Here is a 22874-nt window from a genome sequence, read left to right on the forward strand (position 1 = left end):
CATACAGAGCTTATGAAAGGAGTACTTGAAATAGATAAGGAAGAATTTTCAGAAATTTTAGAGAAAACATTTTCAGAAATTGTCCATTTTTTTAATTCTCTGGACGAAATATCTACCCAACCAAATGTAAAACTGGAACATCAAAATCTTTCTTACAAAGGATTGGGATCAAAAAAAGTTTTAGAATATTTCCAACAAGCAGTAAAACCAATTATTTCTGGTTCCAGCGGACCTAAATATTGGGGTTTTGTTACCGGAGGGGCAACACCAGCAGCATTAATTGGAGATTTTTTGGCAACTATTTATGATCAAAATACACAGAGAATTAATCAGGGAGGAGATATTTCTGCCCTTTTGGAAGTAGAAACTGTTAAGATGTTGCTGGATTTCTTTAGCCTGCCGGATTCCTTCGCAGGAGGCTTTGTGACAGGTGCTACTATGTCAAACTTTACATGCCTTGCTACAGCCAGACAATGGGCAGGGCATCAAATAAATAAAAACTATGCATTAGAAGGTGTTTCTTCTGATGATTTTGTAATACTTTCTGCAGAACCCCATTCTTCAGTTGTTAAATGCTTGAGCATGTTAGGTATAGGGAGTAATAATATTGTTTTTGTTAAGAAAAAAGATGAAACAAGAGAGGCGCTTGATGTTGAAGACTTAGAACAAAAACTAGAATTATATAAGGCCAAACAAATCATTATTTCAACCAGTGGAGGAACAGTAAATACGGTTGATTTTGATGATATGAAATCTATCAGTATCCTAAAAGAAAAATATAATTTCTGGTGGCATATCGATGCTGCTTTCGGCGGGTTTGCTAATATTCTGGATGAATACAAACACTTATTAGAGGGTTGGGAAAATGCAGACAGCATTGCAGTAGATTGCCATAAATGGATGAACGTGCCATATGAAAATGCGGTTTATTTTATTAGAAAAGAACATAGCGGTTTGCAGATGCAGGTTTTTCAAAACTCCAATGCAGCCTACTTAGGAAACCCGGAAGATAACTTTTCCTATGGTAATTTTACTCCTGAGAATTCCAGGAGATTCAGAGCTTTACCTGTATGGTTTACCCTAAAAGCGTATGGAAAAGAAGGTTATCAAGATATAGTGAGAAATAATATACTGAATGCTCAAAAATTCTCAGTATTTGTAGAAAATCACCCTGCATTACAGTTATTGTCAGAAACAAGATTAAATTGTGTATGTTTTTCATTAAAAGAGAATCCCGAGAAAAGTTCTAAATTATTAGATATCATTAATGAAAATGAGAAAATTTTTATGACCCCTACAAAGCTTAATCATAAAGCGGGAATCAGGGCTGCATTTGTAAATTGGAGAACAAGCGATAAAGATTTAGACGTTGCTTTTAAAGAAATACAATTTGCGCTTGATAAAATGGATATTTAATACTATTATTCTTAAATTTAGAGCATGTTTGAACTTGTACTTTCTGCCGTTGTTTTAGGATTTATGCTGAGCCTGGTTTTTATAGGACCTATTTTTTTTCTGTTAATTGAAACCAGTTTTTCCAGAGGACCAAGACATGCCCTGGCACTGGATCTCGGCGTTATTACGGCAGATATATTATGCATTGTTGCTGCTTATTATGCAAGTGCAGATATTGTCACTTTAATAGATAAACATCCCGGATTTTACAGGATTACTTCTATTCTTATATTTGTATACGGAGTCGTCATGATGGTGACCAAAACCAAAATGCATATGCCTGGTGAAGAAAGGATCATTGGCCAAAACTATTTTAAAACGTTTTTCAATGGTTTTTTCTTCAATCTTTTGAATGTGGGAGTGATTCTCTTCTGGCTGGTAACGGTAATTTCCGTAAGAAACCAGTATCCCGATACCAGCAGTTTTATTCTCTATGTGGGTATAGTCATTGGCACCTATCTGTGCATTGACCTGGCCAAAATATTTTTAGCAAAACAATTTCACGATAAACTTACCCAGAAACTCGCCAACAAAATCAGAAGGATTGTAGGCGGGATTCTTATTGTGTTCAGTTTCTTTATATTTCTGCAGAGCTTTAAGAAATTCAATCAGTTCGACAGACGTTTAGAAGAAGCTGAGAAAAAAGAAATTAAGTACCAAAAAACAGAATGAAAAAAATAATCTTTCCAAAAGCTCTGAAAAAAGGAGCTAAAATAGCTGTTATCTCCCCTGCCGGAGCTGTAGATCCATCTCAGCTTGAAAAGGGTATAGAAATGATCAAAAAAAGAGGTTTTGAACCTGTTTTGGGAGAACATCTGTATACTAAATTTTCAAACGGATACAATTATGCCGGGACGGAACAGGAAAGATTAAAAGACATCAACTGGGCTTTAAATGAAAAAGATATTTCAGCAATTTGGGCTTCCAGAGGTGGTTACGGATGCCAGCATCTGGTTCAGCATTTAAAACTGAAAAACTTTGCAGAAAACCCTAAATGGTATATTGGATACTCTGATAATACCGTTATACAAAGCTATTTACTAAAGAAAGGTTTTGCCTCTATTCACGGACAAACCATCAAAACATCAAGTTTTGGGGTGACGGATGAAAGCTATGACCTGATCTTTGATGTTTTAAAAGGGAAAAGTCTTAAATATGCTTTAAAATCTCATCAATTTAATAAAACAGGGACCATTGAAGGTGAATTGGTTGGAGGCAATTTAGCCCTGATCTATGCACTTTTAGGAACTAAATATTCTTTCGATTTTAAGGATAAGATTTTATTCATTGAAGATATTGGAGAAAATTTTTATGCCCTGGATCGAATGATCATGAGCCTGGAATTAGCCGGAGTTTTTACTAAAATAAAAGGACTAATCGTTGGCGGAATGACCAATATGGGAGATGAAAAGGAAAATAAACAATACGAAGAAAGTTTTGATGAATTTGCTTATAAATTAATTTCAGACAGAATTTCAAAGTATAATTTCCCAATAGTTTTTGGGTTTCCAAACGGTCACATTAAAGATAACAGACCTTTGATTATTGGTGGAAATGTTACGATAAAGGTTGAAGATAAAGTTAAAATTGAATTTTAAAAAAGGATGATTCCGGATGAAGCTTACTGAGAATTTTAAGCCCATAAAAATCACACCGATCTTGTGAAAAGCACGCTTTATATTCTGTTTTTAGTTAGTGTAGTGTCTTATTTTCTATTCTTTGACAAAGGACTAAAGCTTGAATATAAAGAGAAATGTCCCTGTAATACTGAATATACCCTCTTTCAGTATGATGAAAGAGGAAAGATTTGGGAAAGAAGAAAGTATGCTACCGATCCTGATTTTAAGACCTATAAGCTCAAAAACAGAATGGGTTTTACAATTGGGAAGCTTGAAAATATTGATTTTTATAAACTGAACGACACCTTGTTCAAGCCATCAGAAAAAAGCGAGTTTGATTTGTTTTCAAAACGCTTTTACTGGGACTGTAAAAATGAAGAAGTATGGATATCAACACACCATAAATTATCTTTTAAATAATGGCAACTCATAATGATTTCGGTAAAATAGCAGAAGACCTTGCCGCAGAATATTTGCAGAAGAACGGCTATAAGGTTGTTACCAGAAATTTCCGGTTTCAAAAAGCGGAGATTGATATCATTGCTGAAAAAGAAAATCTGATCATCATTGTTGAAGTAAAAGCCCGTTCTACAGATGCTTTTATCCTCCCCCAGGAAGCGGTAACCAAAACAAAAATCAGGTCTATTGTTTCAGCAGCGAACCATTATCTTGAAGAATTTAACAGGAGCAATGAAGTAAGATTTGATATTATTTCTGTTCTTCCTGACGAAAGAAAGAACTTGATCATTGAACATATAACCGACGCTTTTGAAGCTTTAGATGCCAACTGATGATGCAAAATTTAGATTGGGAAGTCATATACTCTGTGGTAGTTTACGTCCTGAAAAATTATCCGCTTAAAATAATTTTTTATATGTCCTTATGCTTTGTAATAGGCATAGTGATAAGCATAATTTACAGTTTGATTTTAAAAAAATATAAAGTGTTTTCAAGAGAACATACCTATTATAACTGGGCAGTAAAACTTTATATCCCGGCAATTTTTATCATCAACATGATCTTTTCTCTCAAACTGGGTCTGTTTTGGGGTGCATATGAAGCCCTTAAAAAGGATAGCTACTCTATTTCACAGCAAACTTACAATGCAGGTACTTATTATGCTTTTAAGGATGAACAATCCAGAAAACAGTTTGTGGGAAAGTTGCAGTCTGTGGTAGCAGATTTGAGCAACAGCAATCAGAATACAAAGATCCGGATCGTTGATATCGCCGAAGCTTATGATACGAAATATCAGGTGGTGGACAACCCTAAAAACTGGCTGGCTTCTTTGTTTGCTGAAAAATACGGTGACAGGATTCATACCCTTGTTTTGTACGGAATGCTGAATGCGGTTCCTCACGTGAATATCTCGGAAAGCATTTCTTACAGCGAGTTTGATAAATTGACCAATCAGCTGATCATGCTGGATTCTAAAGATGTGGAATCCTCTATTGTCAAGAAGGTTCAGAATTTATTTCTGATGGTTCTGAAATCACAGTTTAAAACAATTATCAACGGAATTCTTATCATCTGGATATTGCTCATGCTCATCCCGTTAGTTGAATTCTGGATCTACAGATATGTAATGAAAAGAAAAGGGAACAATGTAACAGTGTAATAATGTAACAGTTGATCAATGCCAAAAATGCAGAATACTATTTATTATTGCATTGCTAGATCGATACATTGTTAAATTAGAAATATATTTTATGAAAACAATACTCATCACCGGAGCTACTTCCGGAATAGGAAAATCCACGGCAGAGCTTCTTGCCAGACAGGGAAACAGAATGATTATCTGTGGAAGGAGAAACGAAGTTTTAGAATCACTAAAATCCGAACTTTCTCAATATACCGAAGTGTTTAGTTTGTTATTTGATGTGAGAAATCTTGAAGAAGTTGAAAGAGCGATCAATTCTCTCCCTGAAGAATGGAAGAATATTGACGTTTTAATCAATAATGCAGGGAATGCACACGGACTGGAACCTCTTTCTGCCGGAAAGACAGATGATTGGGATTCTATGATCGATGGCAATGTAAAAGGACTTTTATACGTTTCCAAAATGATCATCCCTTCTATGAAAGAGAGGAATTCAGGACATATCGTAAACATTAGTTCAGTGGCAGCAAGGCAAACCTACGCCAACGGAACTGTATATTGTGCAACTAAAAAAGCAGTTGATGTGATTTCAGAGGGAATGCGCCTGGAACTTACGGAATTTGGAATCAAGGTGACCAATATTCAGCCGGGAGCCGTGGAAACAGACTTTTCTCTGGTAAGATTCAAAGGCGACAGTGAAAGAGCTGCGACCGTTTATGCCGGATACGAAGCTTTAAAAGCTGAAGATATTGCTGATGCTATCGCTTACTGTGTAAATGCGCCCAAACATGTAATGGTTTCGGATATGACTATTTATCCAAGTGCACAGAGTGAGCCGAGAACGATTTACAGAAAATAGGGTGAAAAAAATATCATTTTTTATCCTGCTTCTTTCATTTGCTCTTTTGAGTTGCCAAAATATAGCCACTTTTAAAGAAAATCAAAAGCTATTGGGAAGTATTAGACTCCTGGATACCTATTTACAGAATAATGATGAAAGGATAGTCGATATTTTGCAACCAGATGTTTCTTTTGGCCATTCCAACGGTTGGATACAGAACTTCGAAGATTTCAAAAAGGACTTTTCATCCAAAAAAGTGACTTACAAAGAGATTCAGCAAACAGAGTTTTCCGAGATCAAAAAATATAAAAATACAGTAAGTATCAGAAGGAAAATAAAAGTTTCAGGAACGTATAAAAATCAGGATTTTGAAATGAAACTGGCTTTGCTGGAGATCTGGATCAGAAAGAAAGCGGTATGGAAACTATGGAGCCGTCAGAGTGTCGAAATAAAGCCATAAATTTGCACGAATTTGAAGCAATTTTGCCTTTTGCAATTTGCCAATTAGCTTAAAAATTAAAGAGATGAAAATTCTATATCTGGAAACCTCTTCCAAAAACTGCTCTGTAGCTATTTCAGACGACGAAAAGCTCTTATGTCTATGCGAAGAAGTCTCCGAGAACTACAAACAGTCTGAAAGTCTTCACACCTATGTAGAGTGGGCGCTGGAAGGCGCAGGCCTCACGATGAAAGATATTGAGGCGGTTTCTTTAGGTAAAGGACCGGGTTCTTATACCGGATTAAGAATTGGGGCAGCCTCCGCAAAAGGTTTCTGCTACGGACTGAAAATCCCGCTTATTGCAGTGAATTCTCTGGAAAGCATGATAGAGCCTTTTTTGGGCAAGAACTATGATTATGTGGTGCCATTGATTGATGCGAGGAGAATGGAAGTCTATACAGCTGTTTATGACGGTGAAACGGGTAAAGAGCTATCGCAGACCGAGGCCAAAATTTTAGATGAAACTTCTTTCGGAGAATTTAAAGATAAAAAAGTAATTTTTGTAGGAGACGGTGCAAAGAAAGCAAAAGACATTCTGGATCTGCCTGATGCAGACTTTAGAGAGGATGTCTACCCTTCCGCACAATACCTTATCAAAAGGAGCCTGGAGAAGATAGATGAAAAGGAATTTGAAGATATTGCCTACTTTGAACCCTTCTATCTCAAAGATTTCCACGGTGTAAAGAAAAAGAAATCTTCAGATTCTATATGACCATAAAAAATGAGCAATTACATAAAAAAAGCGAAGATTAGTTCTTCGCTTTTTTTATTATTTAGGCATTTCAGGAATGACATCCGGACTTTTCTCCTTCTGCTTGTCCTTTTTCAATTTCTCTTTCGATTTTTTTGGCTCAGCGTTCATTTCTTGTATCGACTGTATGAGCTGACCGTTTTTATCATTATTGCCAGGAACCTGAGGAATACCATTATCTTTGTTTTGTACAGGCTGTACTGGTGCCCCAGGTTGCTGAGGAAGGGAATTCCCCTTATTGTCAGTAGCCTGGAAAGAAAGTTCACTTTTCAGATAGTTCAGCATTTCCTTGGCTCTTATGCCTTCCGGAGTTTTGGAATAATTCAGGGCTATCTGCTCCAGCTGAAGGATCATTACCTCTTTTCCGCTGGTTTTACCTGTATTGAAAGCATTCAGCAGATGAAATTTCGGAACCAGGGCATCTTTGGGGAACTTTTGGATGGTCTGGTCTATAACCTCTCTGCTTTCCGTAAATTTCTCTGATTCGTAGAGGGCATAAGCCTTTTTGTATTCATTTTCAACCTCTTCGGATGATTTTACAAATGAAACATTCTTAGGATTTCTTGCAAATTCAGCGTATGATGTATACGGATAATCAGTTAAAAGGATCTGTTTTGCTCTTTCTGAAGCTTGTGGATTCTTCAGATAATTCATAGCGAAGATCTCGTAAAGCGCCTGAAGCATTACCTTTTCCTCAGGTTTTACATCTACAAGGTCATACAATGTCTTGGTGGCTAGCGGTGTATTCGTAAAATAATTCTGATACATTACCCCTAAACCTAGAGAAGCAGTGTCTCTGTCTTTCTTTAATTGTCCCAATTTTTCCTGATCTGTAGGGATCTGTTCAATATAGTATGTAGGTTCGAAACGTCTTGGATTAGGTGCTGAAGTCACTCCAAGAGCTTCATTTTTCATATCTTCAATAGACGCCATTTTCTTGGAATAACGCCAGTTATCTGCTAATGCTCTTTCTCCCCAGATCTGCTTAAACGAAGAAGTTCCTTTACTGATGGTTCCCGTATTGCTGAAATAAAAACCTTTGGTAGTCACTCCAAAATCTTCAAAAGAATTGGTGTTATTGGCAAATATAGAATTGGCGTTGTAGTCTCCACCATCAAAGCCTTTGCTTCTTTCGGCACGTATTCTCTCCTGCTCTGCTTTTTCCTCTTTAGCTTTCAGTTTTGCAATATATTTCGCGAAAAAGTCAGTTTTCTGAGGGTCGCTCATCTTCGCTAAAGAAAGAATGCTGTCATTTTTCTTGATCAGATAGTAGTTTTTGGAGATCTTCTTGATATATTCGGACTGGTCCTTTAAAAGGATCTTCGAAGGCTCGTAGGTCATCACCGTAAGCGCTGAATCATAGTAGGTTCCGGCCCCGATATAGTCATTTTTTTCAAGATAGCTCTTCCCTATTTCGTAGTAGGTAAGACCTCTCACCTGTGGATCAGACACCTTTTCAAATAAAGATTTTTTGAAAAAATCTTGGGCTTCATCTTTCTTCCCGGCCTTGTTGGCCATTAAACCTAAGGCATAATAAAATTCATTCTTTCTGGAACCGTAAGTTCCTTTCTTACTAATACCTTCCAGATAGTTTTTAGCTCCACTATAATCGCCTTTTCCATTGAATGTCTTGGCAATAGCAATTTGGGATTTCACTTCAAATTCAAAATCATTGGCGTATTTATAGGCTTGGGTGAAGCTTTCACGAGCTTTATCATTGTTGCCCATATTTTCATAAACCTGTCCTTTCAGATAGGATATTCTGCTCTTTAATTTTCTGTCAGAGTTCAGTTCAAAAGCTCTGTCCAGTTCAGCGGCAGCTTCCTCCTTTTTTCCTGAATCCAAAAGAGATTCAGAATAGTAGATACTCAACAGTTTAGCATAATTTTTATTAACGTCCTCCCCTTTCAGTTTGGCAAAAGTTTCATTCGATTTGTGATAATCTTTGATCTGCGCATAAGCCACCCCCTGATAAATTCTTGCCAAAGGAAGTCTTTTATCATCCTTCATATGCGTGAAAACATAATTCAGGGCATCCAGAGCCTGCACAGCTTTGTTCTGATAAATTCTGGACTGTACCAGGATCATATAAGCATCGAAGATCTTTTTATTCTTTTCTTCACCGTTTCTGATGACAGAGTATTTCGTGATGGCTTTCTGGGCCTTTGCTTCAGCAATTTCCAAAGTGGTTGCTCCTTTATTCTGAAGATCATCAGGCTTACTGGGATCCTCTCCATTGGAACCGGGCATTCCTGGTGGCATTCCCGGAGCACCTCTTCCGGAAGAAGGTCTGTTCACTTCCGCCATTTTCATGGAGTTTTCGGCAAATGCGGCAGATTGTCCAAGATCACTGCCTAAAGGCTGGTCCTCATAGGTAAGAATAGGAATATAAGGAGCATAAAAATTATCCTTATGTCCCTTGTCTCTGCTCGTAAATTCACTGTTTAATGCGTCTTTAGCATTAAATAGGGTATTATAGTAGGTGTTAAATCCTTTCATGAATTTAGATCGCTGCTCCGGCTTTTTGGTCTTAGTGACACAGGAAGCAACGAGACACATGATTAAAAGGAATACAATATTTTTTTTCATTATTCAATATAACTCTCTTATCTGCTTTTTATTATAGGCAGTTGATGATTTTGTAAAAATAATAAAATTTTATAATGAATAATATTTATATTTCATTCAAAATTTTGTAAACCAAGTGAGTAGGAAGTCCCATGATGGTATAAAAACTTCCATTCATTTTCCTGATTTTAGCCATTCCCAGCCACTCCTGGATGCCATAGCTACCCGCTTTGTCGAAAGGTTTGTAATTTTGAATGTAATACGCTATTTCATCATCTGTAATTTCATCAAATTCCACATCTGCCACGTCGGTTTCCGTATAAGTTTTATCAATGGTTTTGATACTAACTCCCGTATACACCTGATGAGTCTTCCCGGAAAGCGTGCGGAGCATTTGTCTTGCTTCGTGTTCATCTTTCGGTTTTCCAAGGATTTGTCCTTCTGCTGCAACCACCGTATCAGCGGTCAGCAAAACTTCATCAGTTGTTAATTCTCTAAATGCTTCTGCTTTTAATTCAGAGAGATATGCTGCGGCCTCTCCTATTTTGATATCCCCGGGAAGAATTTCCTCACAGTCTACTTTCACAACTTCAAATTCAAAACCTAAGCTTGTCAGCAGTTCTTTTCTTCTCGGCGACTGGGATGCTAAAAGTAATTTCATGCGTTGAATTTATACAGATTGGGTATTATCATCATGCCAGTTCCCCTGAACTTTCATCACCTGCTCGATCACGTCTCTTACTGCACCGCTTCCTCCTTTTTTGGCCGAAATATAATCGGAAATTCCTTTTACCTCCGGAACAGCATTTTCAGGACATGCAGCGATTGCAGAACTTTCCATGATGTGGATATCCGGCAGGTCATCTCCCATCGTCAGAATCTCTTCGTTTTTAAGATTATGCTTCTTTTTAAAATCTTCAAAATCGGCCATCTTATTGTGTGACTTTGCATAATAATCGTCTATTCCAAGATAATTGATCCTGTGTTTTACCATATCATCGTTTCCACCGGTAATCACACCAATGAGATACTTGTTTTTTAATGCTTTTACTACTGCATATCCGTCCAGGACGTTCATTACCCTGCACATATTTCCACCAGGCATCAGATAAACGCTTCCATCCGTAAAAACGCCATCTACATCAAATACAAACGCCTTAATATCTTTTAATTTCTCTTTATAACTCATACATTTTTTGAATAGAATGATTCATTGTCTTGTAAATCTCAAGACTTTCGTCTTTTAATAACTGCTCATGTAATTCCAGAACTCTCACATCATTTCTTACTGCGGGTCCTGTTTGTGCTTCCTGAGGTTCTATTTCATGAATTTTCTTCACCGTTTCATCAATAAGCGGTAAAAAATAATCAAACGGAATTTCTTGCGAATCAGAAACTTCTTTGGCTCGTGCGAAAAGATGATTCACAAAATTACAGGCAAAAACGGCTGTAAGATGAATATATTTTCTCTTTTCGTGACTGCTTTCCATTACATTATCAGAAATTTGAGAAGCGAGTTCAAAAAGCAGTTGTTTGTCCTTTTCATTTTCTGTTTCAATAAAAAACGGGATCTTTTCGTAATCCAGTTCTTTAGATTTTGAAAAAGTCTGCAAAGGATAAAAACTTGATTTTCTGTACTCTCCTGACAGGATTTCTTTAGGCAGAGATCCTGAAGTATGGGCAACCAGACAGTCTTTTTTAGTGATCATTCCAGAAACATTCTCTACAGAATTATCACTTACACAGATGATGTAAAGGTCTGCATCTTCCAGGTGCTCCGTAGAATAGGGAATATTCAGCTCTTCAGAAATTTTCTTCAGCTCCTCAGCATTCCTTCCAAAGATCTGTGCTAATGGAATGTTCTTCAGACTAAAAGCTTTTGCCATATGGTAGGCCACATTTCCGGAACCTATAATTACAGTTTGCATCTAACAAATATAAGATTTTAACGGAAGATGGAAACAGAAGGGTAGAAGTTTATCATGAATCTGCTTACAGCCCGCTGCTTAAAGCTTACAGCGTAAGGTTCTCATATTATTTAAAATATTTGGACTGAAAATTGAATAAGTAATTTAACTTTCGGCTATTTTTGTAATCCAAAACAGTGAAAGCATCTTATGAAGATTAAGGACGCGGAAATTATTTCGTTGATGCAGAATCCACGGACCCAGGAAAAAGGTGTCCGTGCCTTGATGGATGCTTATCAAAGCAGATTGTACTGGCACATCAGAAGGATTATTGTAGATGGTGACCTTGCTCAGGATACGCTGCAGGAGACTTTTATAAAAGCCTATCAGAATTTTCACCAGTTCAAAAATGATAGCCAGCTGTATACCTGGCTTTACAGGATCGCTACCAACGAAGCGCTACAGCAGGTCAATAAGATGAAGAAAATGCAGAAAACGGATGAAGATCCGGAGTACTATATGCAGAATCTGGTGGCCGACAATACAGAAGGAGATGCAGAAGAAATTCAACTGATCCTCCAGAACGCTATACAAAGCCTGCCCGAAAAGCAGAAACTGGTATTTATGATGCGGTATTATGATGATTTGCCCTACGAAGAGATATCAAAAATTGTGGATATGTCTGTAGGGACCTTAAAGACCAATTATCATTATGCCAAACAGAAAATAGAAGAGTATATTAAAGAAAATTACGAGAGATAATTTTTTGACCCAACAAAGATGAAAGAGTTCGACATAGAAAAACTAGAACGAAAGAATATTTACAAAGTTCCTGATGATTTATTTGAAAACATCCAGAATAGCGTAATGAACGAAGTGAAAGCGAATAAAAAAGCACCAGTCTTCAAACTGAACTGGATGTATGCCGCTGCGGCATCACTGGCTTTGATATTCGGGGCTACCTATGTTTTTAATTCTGATAACGATCCGGCTAAAGATGGGGTGAATTCAAAAACATATGCTGTCAATGAAAAACAGCCTAAAACAGAAAGCGAACGCGCTTATGAAACGCTGGAATCAGATTTAACTTCTGTTGAAAATAACAATCAAACAGTTAGTAACCAGATCAGTAAAGCTGTTTCATATACTCCGAAAACAGGAGGAAACAATGTAACTGCACAGCAACCTGTAAAAGCTGGAGTTAAAAAAGAAGAAACTAAAATGAATGAATATCTGGATTCGTTTTCTAATTCCGAAATTTCAGAATTGGCAAGCAACTCAACCCAGGACGTTTATTTAGATTTATATAATTAAGAAAGATGAAAAAGATATTATTTACGCTTTTTATTATGTATGGTTTTGGTCTGAATGCACAAAATGCTCAGATTACAGATTATGACTGGAAAAAGATGGATCCTAAACAAAGAAAGGAGGTAATAAACAATCTTTCTCCGGAAGAAAGAAAAGAGCTTCTCAAGAAGTTTAGAAATAATATGGTGCTGGAAAATCTCGAAATTGATGCCAGTGACAAAACTGAATTTACACAGCTGTATAATGAGTATCTTGAGAATCAGAAACAGATAAAAGGACAGTTTAATCCTAATTTCAATCCGGAAACTCTATCTGATGATGAAGCGAAGGCTAAACTTCAGCAAAGTTTCGATGTAGGGCAGAAGCTATTGGATAACAGAAAGAAATATGCTGATAAAATGCAGCAGGTGATTCCTTGCCAAAAAGTATTAAAACTATTCCAGACTGAGGGAATGATGAGAGATAAAATGAATGAAAGAAAACCTCACAGCGGGCATGACAATACGGCAAGGCCCAAACAAAACCCATAATAGTTTATTTTTTTAATGTTGGACGGCTCTCACAAATTTTTATTGTGAGAGCCGTTTAGTGTTTACGAATGACTATTTTTGCGCAAAAAAAATTATACAATGAGAAAACTGATGCAGCTGGCATTTATTTTTGTGACTATTGTTGCTTTTGCGCAGACAAAAGAAGTCATAAAATTCAGAGGGAACATTTTGAATTATACTGAAAATCCTTATTCATTTTTCAAAGTAATCGATCAGAGAGAGGATAAGCAGATCGGAACGCTGCCTTTCGGAGAGCAGAAAGAAATGAAGGAAGTTGTTTTTCCTTCAACGCCGGATGCTGATTTTAGTGCCTGGTATTTAAAAAGTAATCAACCCGGTAAATTAACTGATTTTGTTTTGGTTTTAAAAAAACTGAAGCTTTCAACAGGAGAATCTGATGGGAAGAATACAGAAGGGAAGATGGAATTTTCTGCCCAGACTTTTGCTAAAACCGGTGATAAATACCAATTCCTGTATAAAAAAGATACTGTATTTACTTTTTATGATAAGGAGGTTTCGGAACTGATGGTGAAAAATATTCCCGCCATTTTTTCCGTATTTATCAAAAAATCATATTCATTGAATCCTACAGGAAATTTAGTTTCATTAAATGATCTGGCAGATTACACTAGTCTTGTAAAAACCAATTATCCCGCTTTAAAAGAAGCTCCGTTAAAAGATGGAATCTATCTGGACTATATTTCTTTCTTCAACCAGACTCCTGAACAGGGAGATTATGTTCTTGAGATTAATAATAAAGGGGATGTTACAAAAGCCGTAAAAGAAGAAAACGGAAAAAAGACGAAGATTCCTGCTTACAAAATATTTGCTTATGTAGAGAAGGGAAAAGCCCGTAAAAGTACATTCTCAGGCTTTCTTGATCTCGATAAGGACGAAAATGGCTTTTATCTTTTAGCCAATCGCGGCCACCTTTTTCCTGTACAATCTAACAGCACTTACGGAATGTTTGGTCTTATTGGAGGAATTGCAGGAGCTATTGAGCAGGGAGCCAGACAGAAGAAAATGAAGAGTGGAGGTTCGGGGAAAGTGTATATTGATCCATTGACTGGAGAATACGACTTTTCTGAAGAATAATAAATTATTTAATACAATGAATATAAGAGAGATAAAATGTCTCGCTTTTTTTTATCTTTGCAAATTACAACGTTCTTAAATGAAAAACATACGAAATTTTTGCATAATCGCTCATATTGACCACGGTAAAAGTACTCTGGCAGACCGTCTTTTGGAGTATACCAACACAGTTACTCAGAGAGAACTGCAGTCTCAGACCCTGGATGATATGGATTTGGAGAAAGAACGTGGGATTACCATTAAGTCTCACGCCATCCAGATGGATTATGAATATAAAGGAGAAAAATATATCTTAAATCTTATCGATACACCGGGACACGTAGACTTTTCTTATGAAGTTTCCCGTTCTATCGCAGCCTGTGAAGGAGCTCTTCTTATTGTAGATGCTGCACAGAGTATCCAGGCACAGACCATCAGTAACCTTTATTTAGCATTAGAAAACGATTTGGAAATTATTCCAATTCTAAATAAAATAGATCTTCCATCTGCAAACCCTGAAGAAGTGACCGACGAAATTATGGGACTTTTAGGGTGCAAATATGAAGATGTCCTTAGAGTTTCCGGAAAAACAGGTGAGGGAGTTCATGATTTGCTTGAGCAGATCGTGAATAGAATTCCACCTCCGGTTGGAGATCCTGATGCCCCATTACAGGCCTTGATCTTTGACTCTGTTTATAATCCGTTCAGAGGAATTGAAGCTTATTTTAAAGTCGTAAACGGAAGTATTTCTAAAAACGAAAAAATTAAATTTTTCGCTACAGGAAAAGAATATGGAGCTGATGAAGTAGGAACTTTGAAACTAAAGCAGGTTCCTAAAAAAACAATCCAGTGTGGTGACGTAGGGTATATTATTTCCGGGATTAAAGATGCCAGAGAAGTAAAAGTAGGCGATACCATCACTTCTTTTGTAAATCCTGCTACCGCTGCAATCGATGGTTTTGAAGAAGTAAAGCCAATGGTTTTTGCCGGAATTTATCCTATAGAATCAGAAGATTTTGAAGAATTAAGATTCTCACTTGAAAAATTAAGATTGAATGATGCTTCCCTGGTTTTCGAACCGGAAAGTTCAGCCGCTTTAGGCTTCGGTTTCCGTTGCGGATTCTTAGGAATGCTTCACATGGAAATCGTTCAGGAACGTCTTGACAGAGAGTTTAACATGGACGTTATTACTACGGTACCCAACGTTTCATACCACGGTTACTCTAAAAAAGATCCTGAAACGACCATTTTAATTAACAACCCATCAGAAATGATGGACCCTTCCATTCTTGATAGAGTAGAAGAGCCTTTTATTAAAGCTTCTATCATTACGAAATCAGACTTTGTAGGTTCTGTGATGACGCTGTGTATTGAAAAAAGAGGTGAAATTCTAAACCAAAGTTATTTAACAGCGGACAGAGTAGAACTGACGTTCAATATGCCTCTGGCAGAAGTTGTTTTCGACTTCTATGACCGTCTTAAATCCATCTCTAAAGGATATGCATCATTCGATTATACACCCATCGGAATGCGTGCTTCCAAATTGGTGAAAATGGACATCCTGATTAATGGAGATATGGTAGATGCCCTTTCTTCCTTGATTCACGACAGTAATGCTTACCATATTGGTAAAAAGATGTGTGAAAAACTTCGTGAACTGATTCCTAGACAGCAGTTTGACATTGCCGTTCAGGCCGCTTTGGGAGCGAAAGTGATCGCAAGAGAAACCATCAAAGCTTTAAGAAAAGACGTTACGGCAAAATGTTACGGTGGAGATATCTCCAGAAAACGTAAACTTCTTGAAAAACAGAAAGAAGGTAAAAAGAAAATGAAACAGATCGGAAGGGTAGAAGTCCCTCAGTCTGCGTTCATGGCAGTATTAAAACTAAACGATTAATATAAAAAAGACCGGTAAGAAATTACCGGTCTTTTATTTTTCTAGAAAGTTCGCTGCTTCTCCGTCAGATTGGCCTGGATCACTAATGCGCCGAGGCCGAGAATTACTTCAGCGATGCCTAATGTTCTTATAAGATTGATCCCGCATACGAGACATTCAGGTTCCGGGAAAGGCTTTTTCCCCACAACAATGATCAATACTCCTCCTATGATAATAATGACCACGATAAAGGCTCTTAATAATGTTTTCATAATGGTATAAATTTTTATTTTCTATACCAAAGTTGAGCATATCTGTCAGTAAGTCTATAAGGAAAATCACTGTTTCGTAGGAGAGGTTTCTCCGGTTTTTATTTTTTTCTCGTGAATTTTATTTCCATGGACTTATATTCATTTCCTGTTTTGGAATCAGGGCCGTACATTTCCATAGTGTGATTATTGTTGTCGGTAAATACATACACTTCTCTGAAATTACATTCTTTACCTGGTCTTGCAGGATCTACCATTTTACCTTTAAACTCAAGGGGTTTTTTAGCGGCATCCCAATCGCCCTCTGCATGCATAATCCCAGTTCCCATATTATCTATCCAGGTGCTTACAAATTTTTTCTTTGCATTGTCATAGCCCATCAGGCTCATCCCTTCAAAAGGCATTCCCATAAAGTTTCCTTTGTAATTGCTTTGTTGATAGCGTCCTCCAAAAATCATTTTATTGGTACATTCAGCTTGGCTGGTAATAGGCTTTCCACCGGCTTCCATCCACATGGTTGATGTTCCTGTCCAGTTTCCGTCATATTTTGCCAGCATTTTGTGCAGTTCTCCGGGTGTGGCGTATTCCATCCATGCTTTCATGGCAACCGCAGAATCTACAGGTTTCCATTCCGTAGAATCAGTTTTAGATAAGCTTTTTTCTGTGGAAGGCTTTCCTTTCTCACAAGCGGTCAAAAGAAACGCAATTGAAAATAATAACAATAGATTTTTCATAATTAGTTAATTTTAAGTAGGTTAATGAATAATAAAGTTAATCAATTTTATTATTCGGGTAATTGTTTTTTTGATGTCATTTATAAAACGTACCTTTGTGTATTCATAACGCAAATTAATTATGCAGGCTATAAAAGTTGCAGTAGATGCCGTCATTTTCGGATACTTTGATAAACAGGATCTTCAACTCCTTCTAATCAAAAGAAAGATCGAACCCTTCAAAGGAGGCTGGGCCCTTCCTGGAGGTCTTGTCTTGGATGATGAAAACCTGGATGATGCAGTCAAAAGAGAACTGCACGAAGAAGCAGGCATAAAGCCCGATTTTTTGGAGCAACTTTATACTTTTGGAAACGTAGGCCGTGATCCAAGGAACAGAGTGGTTTCTGTGGCTTATTTGGGCCTTGTTAACCCTTCTTACCACGAACTCTTTGCAGACTCAGATGCGGAAGATGCACAATGGTTCAGTGTGAATAAACTTCCAACCCTTGCTTTTGATCATAAAGGCATCATTGATATTGCGTTACAAAGACTTCGTACGAAAATTCAGTACCAGCCGATCGGCTTCAATCTTCTCAATGAAGAATTTCCCTTTTCAGACCTTGAAAACCTTTACAGAACTATTGTCGGGCGCGAAATAGACCGTAGAAACTTTCGTAAAAAGATTATGAGCTACGGATTGCTTAATGAAACCAACAATGTCAAAAAAGAAGGGAGCGGAAGACCGGGAAAACTTTTTACTTTCAACCAGGAGAAGTATGAAGAACTTGAAAAAGAAGGATTCTATTTCGAGATCAAATAACTTCCTATTCCATACAGATCCCAGTATAAATTTACAATCATAAATCTCTTATTTCTCTATTTAAATCAATTAAACTAATATTTTAGTTTAATATATGTATTCGTGCTATTTATGAAAATATTAGTGTGATTCGTGTTTCAAATTGGATTTGGAATATTTAAATTTTTATATTGACAATCAATAAGTTAAATAGTTAGTGTTAAAATAACGCAAATATATTTTGGCTGTATAATGAGATTGTTTTACATTTGTGTAAGAATAACACAATCATGAAATACACATTACAACATATTATTGAAAAGTTTCAGAGAAAAGAAAGACTTGAGTTTCTATTCTTCTGGGGACATACAGTAAAAGATGAGATCACCAAATCATGCTTCAGTCAATGGTTTCCCATTCAGTTTGAAGAAAACGGAACCCTTTATAAAACAGCTGAACATTATATGATGGCTGAAAAAGCAAAGCTCTTTAATGATCAGGAAATCTTACAGGAAGTTTTAAAATCCGAAACACCTAATGAAGTTAAAAGTTTGGGAAGAAAAGTGAAAAATTTTGACCCAAAACTCTGGGACGATCATAAGTATGAAATCGTAAAGAGGGCCAATCTTTTGAAATTCTCACAAAATCCAAAGTTTAAGAATTTTCTGTTGGCAACTGGCGATAAGATTTTAGTAGAAGCCTGTCCTTATGACAAAATCTGGGGAATCGGAATGCTGGAAACAGATACCAGAGCCAATGATCCAAAACTTTAGGATGGGGAAAACCTACTGGGGTTTGCCTTAATGGAGGTAAGAGACGAATTAAGAAGGTAAAAACACAATCACCAAACACAAAATAATATTATGGAAAAGATAGAACTTCACCCACAGATATTTCTGATAGAAGATTTCCTGACTGCTGTGGTCTGTGATGAATATATTGCCATGGCTGAAGGAAAAGTATTTGAAGAAGCTCAAATCAATGTACATGGACGCCAAATGATGAGTAAAGGCATCAGGAATAACGACAGGCTGATGGTTTTTGATCATGATTTAGCAGAAGACCTTTTCAAAAAAGCGGAACAATTTCTCCCTCAGGAACACGAAAATTATAAGCTTCAGAATTTCAATGAAATGTTCAGAATCTATAAATATACGCCCGGACAGAGATTTAAAATGCATAGAGACGGAAGCTACATCCGCAACGAACATGAAAAAAGTTTCTACACTTTCCTGATTTATCTGAATGATGACTTCGAAGGAGGAGAAACAGAATTTGAAAACCTGTTTACAGTCGCTCCGAAAAAAGGATCAGCATTGGTTTTCTATCATCCGCTGAGACATGAAGGGAAAATCCTGGTCAGCGGTAAAAAGTATGTTTTAAGAACCGATGTAATGTATTCCAACAAATAAAATTCTTTAAAATAAGAAGCATTGCTATGTCCTTTTTAGTTAGCGTAAAAACAACACAAAAAAGATAAAAATGGAAGACGACTTAAAACCAAGATTCATCGAGTCATTACAGAGAAACAATGACCAGATCAGAGAAGACCGTGCGAGAACCATTGGAGCAGATTCCGAATTGATCTACAGGCGCAGAGTGGAAGACATTGAACTGAAAATAAAGAGACTGGAGAGAGAGCAGGAAGGCCTCATTGATATCAGTCCTTTAGACAGGAACAGCCTCACATTTGCAGACTTTCAGCCCGAGGCATTTGTTCAGAAAGATATAGAATATTCATTAACCCTCAGAAATTTAAATATTCAGTTAGAAATCGCAGTAAAAAGATTTGAATATTTATTCGGTAAAACATTTTAAATTATGGGAAGTACAAGATACGATATGGATGCTCGTTTCGACAGAGCAAGAAAAGAAGGGTACGGATCTAAATCCGCAGGTGAAATTTTCACTCAGAACGCCAAAAGAATGGCTCATGAATCTATGAATCCCAAAGGTATTTCTTTCAGAGAATCCAGAAATTCTGCAGTACACCCGAATTCTGTTCCCATTATTTTAGGATTGGATGTGACGGGAAGTATGGGACATATTCCCCACGAACTTATCAAGGAAGGCTTGCCTAAATTGATGGGTGGAATTATCCAGGGCGGTGTTCCGGATCCCGCACTGTTATTCCTCGGAATCGGAGATCATGAATGTGATGCTTACCCTTTACAGGTCGGGCAGTTTGAGTCAGGAGATGAAGAACTGGATATGTGGCTGACCCGCACTTATATTGAATCCGGCGGTGGCGGAAATGCCGGAGAAAGTTATCTTCTGGCGTGGTATTTTGCCGCTTTTCATACCAGAACAGATGCTTTTGAGAAGAGAAATCAAAAAGGACTTTTGTTTACTGTAGGCGATGAACCCTGCTTAAAAACACTTCCGGCATCAGCGATCAGAGAAATAATGGGAGCCGGGCAGCATACCTATACACACTTTGAACTCCTGGAAGAGGCCAGAAAGCGATATGAAGTGTATCACATCAATGTTGTGCATTCAGACCAGGCCATGCGAGCAGATAGTAGCTGGAAAGAATTGTTAGGGCAGAACTGTTTGTCCATAGCTGATCACAGAGAAATTCCCAATGTAATTAAAGGAATTATCTGCGATACCTTTAAAAATAAAACCTTCATAGCTGGAGATAGAAACGGATTTGATAATATTCAAATGTTTTAAGTCATGAAAAAGGCACAAATAGTAATAGGCTTGGGTTTTGGGGATGAAGGAAAAGGAATCACGACAGATTTCCTGGCGCAGCAAAACCCGGAGTCTGTTGTCATCAGGTTTTCCGGAGGCCAGCAGGCCGCGCATACCGTAATGATAGGCGATAAAAAGCACATTCACTCCAGCTTTGCAAGCGGAGCACTTCGTGGACTGCCTTCTTACTTTTCGGAACATTGCACGATTCATCCTATGTTTTTATTGAATGAAAGGAAGGAATTAATGGAAAAAGATGGAAACATTGAACTGCATATTCACCCACTGGCCAAAGTGACTACGCCGTTTGATGTCTGGCAGAACAGAACCAATGCAAAGAATCTGGAGCACGGAACCTGTGGTAAAGGAATTGGAGCAACCATGAAAAGACATGAGAGTCCATACAAACTATTTGCTGCCGATTTGATAGCCCCAAGAGGAATGCTGATCGAAAAATTAAAAGGAATTGCTTATTACTATGGTTTTATGCACGAAGATCAGGTACAGGAAGCTCTACATGATTTCTTGAATGCGGTAGACGAGATCGATTGGAAAATAGATGATTATACCTATCTGAATTCCTTTGAAAACCTCCTATTTGAAGGAAGCCAGGGAATCCTGCTGGATATGGATCACGGGGTATTTCCCAATGTAACGTACGCCCATACCACCTCAAAAAATGCTTACGAGATCTGTAAACTCTTGAAAATAGAGGAAATTGAAATGTATTATGTGACGAGAAGTTATTCAACACGTCACGGAAGTGGATGGATGAGCAATGAAAAGGAATTGGTGCTGAAAAATAATGAAGAGGAAACCTGTGTCTTTAACGATTATCAGAAAGAACTTCGCTTTGGAGAACTGAATGATGACTTACTGAACTATGCTCTTCTTTTGGATGGAGCGTATGTGACCGCAACCAAAAAGAATCTTGTCATTACGTGTCTGGATCAAACCGAAGAGCAATTTAAAACAGAAAATTTAAAAACAAAATTTGATATGGTCTACGGATCCTATTCTCCATATTCAAAAGACTTTAAACAAATTTTGTAAACCAAATAATGGCTTTATATTTAGTGACAGAACCGAGCCGGATCAATTAAAAAAAGATGAACACAAAAACACTATACAGACCCGTTGGAGAAAAAGAAATGATTCTGATCATAGAGAATGGATGTAAAAAATTTCCACCAAGACTGGAATGGCAGCCTATATTTTATCCAGTACTGGATGAAAGCTATGCTTCGGAAATTGCTGAAAAATGGAACACCAGAGATGAGGCCGGAAATTATCTTGGTTTTGTCACCCAGTTCAAAGTACAGGAAGAGGTGGTTAATCAATACGAGACCCAGAATGTGGGTGCAAAAAATCATAATGAACTTTGGGTTCCCTCTGAAGAACTGGAGGTATTTAATAAGGCAATCGTAGGGAATATTGAGGTAATAAAAGTATTCATTGGAAATGGATTTAAAAAGACGGACAGTCCAGAATTGGAGAGCCTGATGTTAAACATAAAAAAACTAACAATGACAAATAAAGGAATGGCAAAAGACACCTTGGAGATCTTAGCCAAAACATATTATATAAACGAAGAAAACGAAAAAATAACGATAGAAAAAGAACTTGAAATCTGTAAAAAAGAAACCGTTTTATTTTCACCCGAAGAACTTGCAGACATGGCAAAAAATCAATTTCCGGAACCCGATTTTGAAACAAAATTCGAAGTCTGGAATGTAAGTTCCTTAAAAGCAATTTTACAACTAGCAGAGGAAGAAGATCAGGAAAAATTGATGTGTTTGAATTTTGCATCAGCCAAGAATCCGGGTGGCGGCTTTATCAATGGCGCTGAAGCTCAGGAAGAAAGTCTGGCCAGAACTTCAGCGTTATATGAAACTCAGCTTCAGGCGGAAGATTATTATAAGATTCACAGAGCAATGGAGTCTTGTTTTTATACCGACATGATGATTTACAGTCCTAAAGTTCCGGTTTTCAGAAAAGATAAAGGAGAATTATTACCGAAACCTGTTTTGTGTAATTTTATTACTTCTCCTGCTGTCAATGCCGGAGTGGTAAAACGACAGGAACCAGAAAGAGCGCATGAAATTTTTGGAGCCATGGATGTAAGAACAGATAAAATGCTTGCTTTAGCTTTACATCAGGGAAATGAAACGTTGATTTTAGGGGCTTGGGGATGCGGGGTTTTTAAAAATGACCCACAAGAAATTGCAGATTTATTTAAAAAACATCTTCACGGAAAATATAAAAATAAATTTAAAAGAGTGGTTTTTGCAATTTTAACGAAGAAAGAAGAAATGATAAAAGCGTTTGAAGAAATTATTTAAGT

General features: G+C 37.2%; 27 protein-coding genes. 21 read left to right on the forward strand and 6 right to left on the reverse strand.

Translation table 11 applies throughout. The features are described 5' to 3' along the window. The first annotated feature begins 12 nt into the window (after positions 1 to 12). The 9 genes from NZD88_RS14380 to tsaB all read left to right on the forward strand — a co-directional run bounded on the left by NZD88_RS14380 (position 13) and on the right by tsaB (position 6726). On the forward strand, positions 13 to 1416 hold the full coding sequence (locus tag NZD88_RS14380) for a pyridoxal phosphate-dependent decarboxylase family protein (RefSeq protein ID WP_259830048.1): 1404 nt from the start codon (positions 13 to 15) through the stop codon (positions 1414 to 1416). A 24-nt stretch (positions 1417 to 1440) separates the two neighbouring features. Next, entirely contained in the window at positions 1441 to 2127 is a 687-nt protein-coding gene (locus NZD88_RS14385; protein ID WP_259830049.1) for a LysE family translocator, read from the forward strand. Next, the gene (locus tag NZD88_RS14390) at positions 2124 to 3053 is read left to right on the forward strand and encodes a S66 peptidase family protein (protein WP_259830050.1); all 930 of its coding nucleotides are present in this window, start codon (positions 2124 to 2126) and stop codon (positions 3051 to 3053) included. The genes NZD88_RS14385 and NZD88_RS14390 overlap by 4 nt, the downstream gene beginning before the upstream one ends. 63 nt (positions 3054 to 3116) lie before the next feature. Then, positions 3117 to 3494 carry a hypothetical protein gene (locus NZD88_RS14395; RefSeq protein WP_259830051.1) on the forward strand — a complete coding sequence of 126 codons (378 nt, stop codon included), beginning with the start codon at positions 3117 to 3119 and terminating at the stop codon, positions 3492 to 3494. Continuing rightward, a complete protein-coding gene (locus NZD88_RS14400; RefSeq protein ID WP_259830052.1) occupies positions 3494 to 3865 on the forward strand; it encodes a YraN family protein in 372 nt (123 codons plus the stop codon). Before NZD88_RS14395 ends, NZD88_RS14400 begins: the two co-directional genes overlap by 1 nt. 152 nt (positions 3866 to 4017) lie before the next feature. Beyond that, complete coding sequence (locus tag NZD88_RS14405) at positions 4018 to 4692, forward strand: hypothetical protein (protein ID WP_259830053.1); 675 nt, start codon at positions 4018 to 4020, stop codon at positions 4690 to 4692. 91 nt (positions 4693 to 4783) lie between these two features. Then, entirely contained in the window at positions 4784 to 5533 is a 750-nt protein-coding gene (locus NZD88_RS14410) for an SDR family NAD(P)-dependent oxidoreductase (RefSeq protein ID WP_259830054.1), read from the forward strand. A 1-nt stretch (position 5534) separates the two neighbouring features. Then, positions 5535 to 5975 carry a nuclear transport factor 2 family protein gene (locus tag NZD88_RS14415; RefSeq protein ID WP_259830055.1) on the forward strand — a complete coding sequence of 147 codons (441 nt, stop codon included), beginning with the start codon at positions 5535 to 5537 and terminating at the stop codon, positions 5973 to 5975. A gap of 64 nt (positions 5976 to 6039) precedes the next feature. Continuing rightward, positions 6040 to 6726 carry a tRNA (adenosine(37)-N6)-threonylcarbamoyltransferase complex dimerization subunit type 1 TsaB gene (gene tsaB / locus NZD88_RS14420; RefSeq protein WP_259830057.1) on the forward strand — a complete coding sequence of 229 codons (687 nt, stop codon included), beginning with the start codon at positions 6040 to 6042 and terminating at the stop codon, positions 6724 to 6726. 57 nt (positions 6727 to 6783) lie between these two features. Here the strand turns inward: tsaB and porW are convergent, their stop codons facing one another. From porW to NZD88_RS14440, 4 genes are all read right to left on the reverse strand, one after another. Next, entirely contained in the window at positions 6784 to 9354 is a 2571-nt protein-coding gene (porW, locus tag NZD88_RS14425) for a type IX secretion system periplasmic lipoprotein PorW/SprE (protein WP_259830059.1), read from the reverse strand. Between the two features lie 85 nt (positions 9355 to 9439). Continuing rightward, positions 9440 to 9994, reverse strand: coding sequence for a Maf family protein (locus tag NZD88_RS14430; RefSeq protein WP_259830060.1), 555 nt, complete (start codon positions 9992 to 9994; stop codon positions 9440 to 9442). Positions 9995 to 10003: 9 nt separating this feature from the next. Beyond that, on the reverse strand, positions 10004 to 10522 hold the full coding sequence (locus NZD88_RS14435) for a KdsC family phosphatase (RefSeq protein WP_259830062.1): 519 nt from the start codon (positions 10520 to 10522) through the stop codon (positions 10004 to 10006). Continuing rightward, positions 10512 to 11261, reverse strand: coding sequence for a Rossmann-like and DUF2520 domain-containing protein (locus NZD88_RS14440; RefSeq protein WP_259830064.1), 750 nt, complete (start codon positions 11259 to 11261; stop codon positions 10512 to 10514). Before NZD88_RS14440 ends, NZD88_RS14435 begins: the two co-directional genes overlap by 11 nt. A gap of 189 nt (positions 11262 to 11450) precedes the next feature. Between NZD88_RS14440 and NZD88_RS14445 the strand changes: the two genes are divergently transcribed. The 5 genes from NZD88_RS14445 to lepA all read left to right on the forward strand — a co-directional run bounded on the left by NZD88_RS14445 (position 11451) and on the right by lepA (position 16073). Then, positions 11451 to 12002: an RNA polymerase sigma factor gene (locus NZD88_RS14445; RefSeq protein WP_169233439.1), complete on the forward strand. Its 552-nt coding sequence runs from the start codon at positions 11451 to 11453 to the stop codon at positions 12000 to 12002. 18 nt (positions 12003 to 12020) lie between these two features. Further along, complete coding sequence (locus NZD88_RS14450; RefSeq protein WP_259830066.1) at positions 12021 to 12554, forward strand: hypothetical protein; 534 nt, start codon at positions 12021 to 12023, stop codon at positions 12552 to 12554. Positions 12555 to 12559: 5 nt separating this feature from the next. Next, entirely contained in the window at positions 12560 to 13081 is a 522-nt protein-coding gene (locus NZD88_RS14455; protein ID WP_259830068.1) for a hypothetical protein, read from the forward strand. A 99-nt stretch (positions 13082 to 13180) separates the two neighbouring features. Further along, complete coding sequence (locus NZD88_RS14460; RefSeq protein WP_259830070.1) at positions 13181 to 14197, forward strand: hypothetical protein; 1017 nt, start codon at positions 13181 to 13183, stop codon at positions 14195 to 14197. Positions 14198 to 14276: 79 nt separating this feature from the next. Next, positions 14277 to 16073 (forward strand): translation elongation factor 4, encoded by a 1797-nt coding sequence (gene lepA, locus NZD88_RS14465; RefSeq protein WP_169233434.1) that lies wholly within the window; start codon positions 14277 to 14279, stop codon positions 16071 to 16073. Between the two features lie 41 nt (positions 16074 to 16114). Here lepA and NZD88_RS14470 read toward each other — a convergent pair whose 3' ends face one another. Both NZD88_RS14470 and NZD88_RS14475 read right to left on the reverse strand, forming a co-directional pair. After that, positions 16115 to 16324, reverse strand: a complete 210-nt coding sequence (locus NZD88_RS14470) for a hypothetical protein (protein ID WP_034724485.1) — start codon at positions 16322 to 16324, stop codon at positions 16115 to 16117. Positions 16325 to 16422: 98 nt separating this feature from the next. Further along, positions 16423 to 17055 carry a DUF1579 domain-containing protein gene (locus tag NZD88_RS14475; RefSeq protein WP_259830074.1) on the reverse strand — a complete coding sequence of 211 codons (633 nt, stop codon included), beginning with the start codon at positions 17053 to 17055 and terminating at the stop codon, positions 16423 to 16425. Between the two features lie 121 nt (positions 17056 to 17176). On the opposite strand from NZD88_RS14475, the gene NZD88_RS14480 reads away from it, so the two are divergent. The 7 genes from NZD88_RS14480 (at position 17177) to NZD88_RS14510 (ending at position 22872) form a co-directional block, all read left to right on the forward strand. Next, positions 17177 to 17854, forward strand: a complete 678-nt coding sequence (locus NZD88_RS14480) for an NUDIX hydrolase (RefSeq protein ID WP_169233432.1) — start codon at positions 17177 to 17179, stop codon at positions 17852 to 17854. Between the two features lie 269 nt (positions 17855 to 18123). Beyond that, a complete protein-coding gene (locus tag NZD88_RS14485) occupies positions 18124 to 18606 on the forward strand; it encodes an NADAR family protein (RefSeq protein ID WP_259830075.1) in 483 nt (160 codons plus the stop codon). Between the two features lie 90 nt (positions 18607 to 18696). Continuing rightward, on the forward strand, positions 18697 to 19245 hold the full coding sequence (locus NZD88_RS14490; RefSeq protein WP_259830076.1) for a 2OG-Fe(II) oxygenase: 549 nt from the start codon (positions 18697 to 18699) through the stop codon (positions 19243 to 19245). Positions 19246 to 19315: 70 nt separating this feature from the next. Further along, on the forward strand, positions 19316 to 19651 hold the full coding sequence (locus tag NZD88_RS14495; protein WP_169233430.1) for a hypothetical protein: 336 nt from the start codon (positions 19316 to 19318) through the stop codon (positions 19649 to 19651). A 3-nt stretch (positions 19652 to 19654) separates the two neighbouring features. Then, positions 19655 to 20509 carry a hypothetical protein gene (locus NZD88_RS14500; protein WP_259830077.1) on the forward strand — a complete coding sequence of 285 codons (855 nt, stop codon included), beginning with the start codon at positions 19655 to 19657 and terminating at the stop codon, positions 20507 to 20509. Between the two features lie 3 nt (positions 20510 to 20512). Next, positions 20513 to 21583: an adenylosuccinate synthetase gene (locus NZD88_RS14505; RefSeq protein ID WP_259830078.1), complete on the forward strand. Its 1071-nt coding sequence runs from the start codon at positions 20513 to 20515 to the stop codon at positions 21581 to 21583. 56 nt (positions 21584 to 21639) lie between these two features. Next, entirely contained in the window at positions 21640 to 22872 is a 1233-nt protein-coding gene (locus tag NZD88_RS14510) for a TIGR02452 family protein (RefSeq protein ID WP_259830079.1), read from the forward strand. Positions 22873 to 22874 lie beyond the last annotated feature (2 nt).

Origin of the sequence: Chryseobacterium pyrolae, assembly GCF_025153485.1 — a bacterium.
GTDB lineage: Bacteria > Bacteroidota > Bacteroidia > Flavobacteriales > Weeksellaceae > Chryseobacterium > Chryseobacterium antibioticum.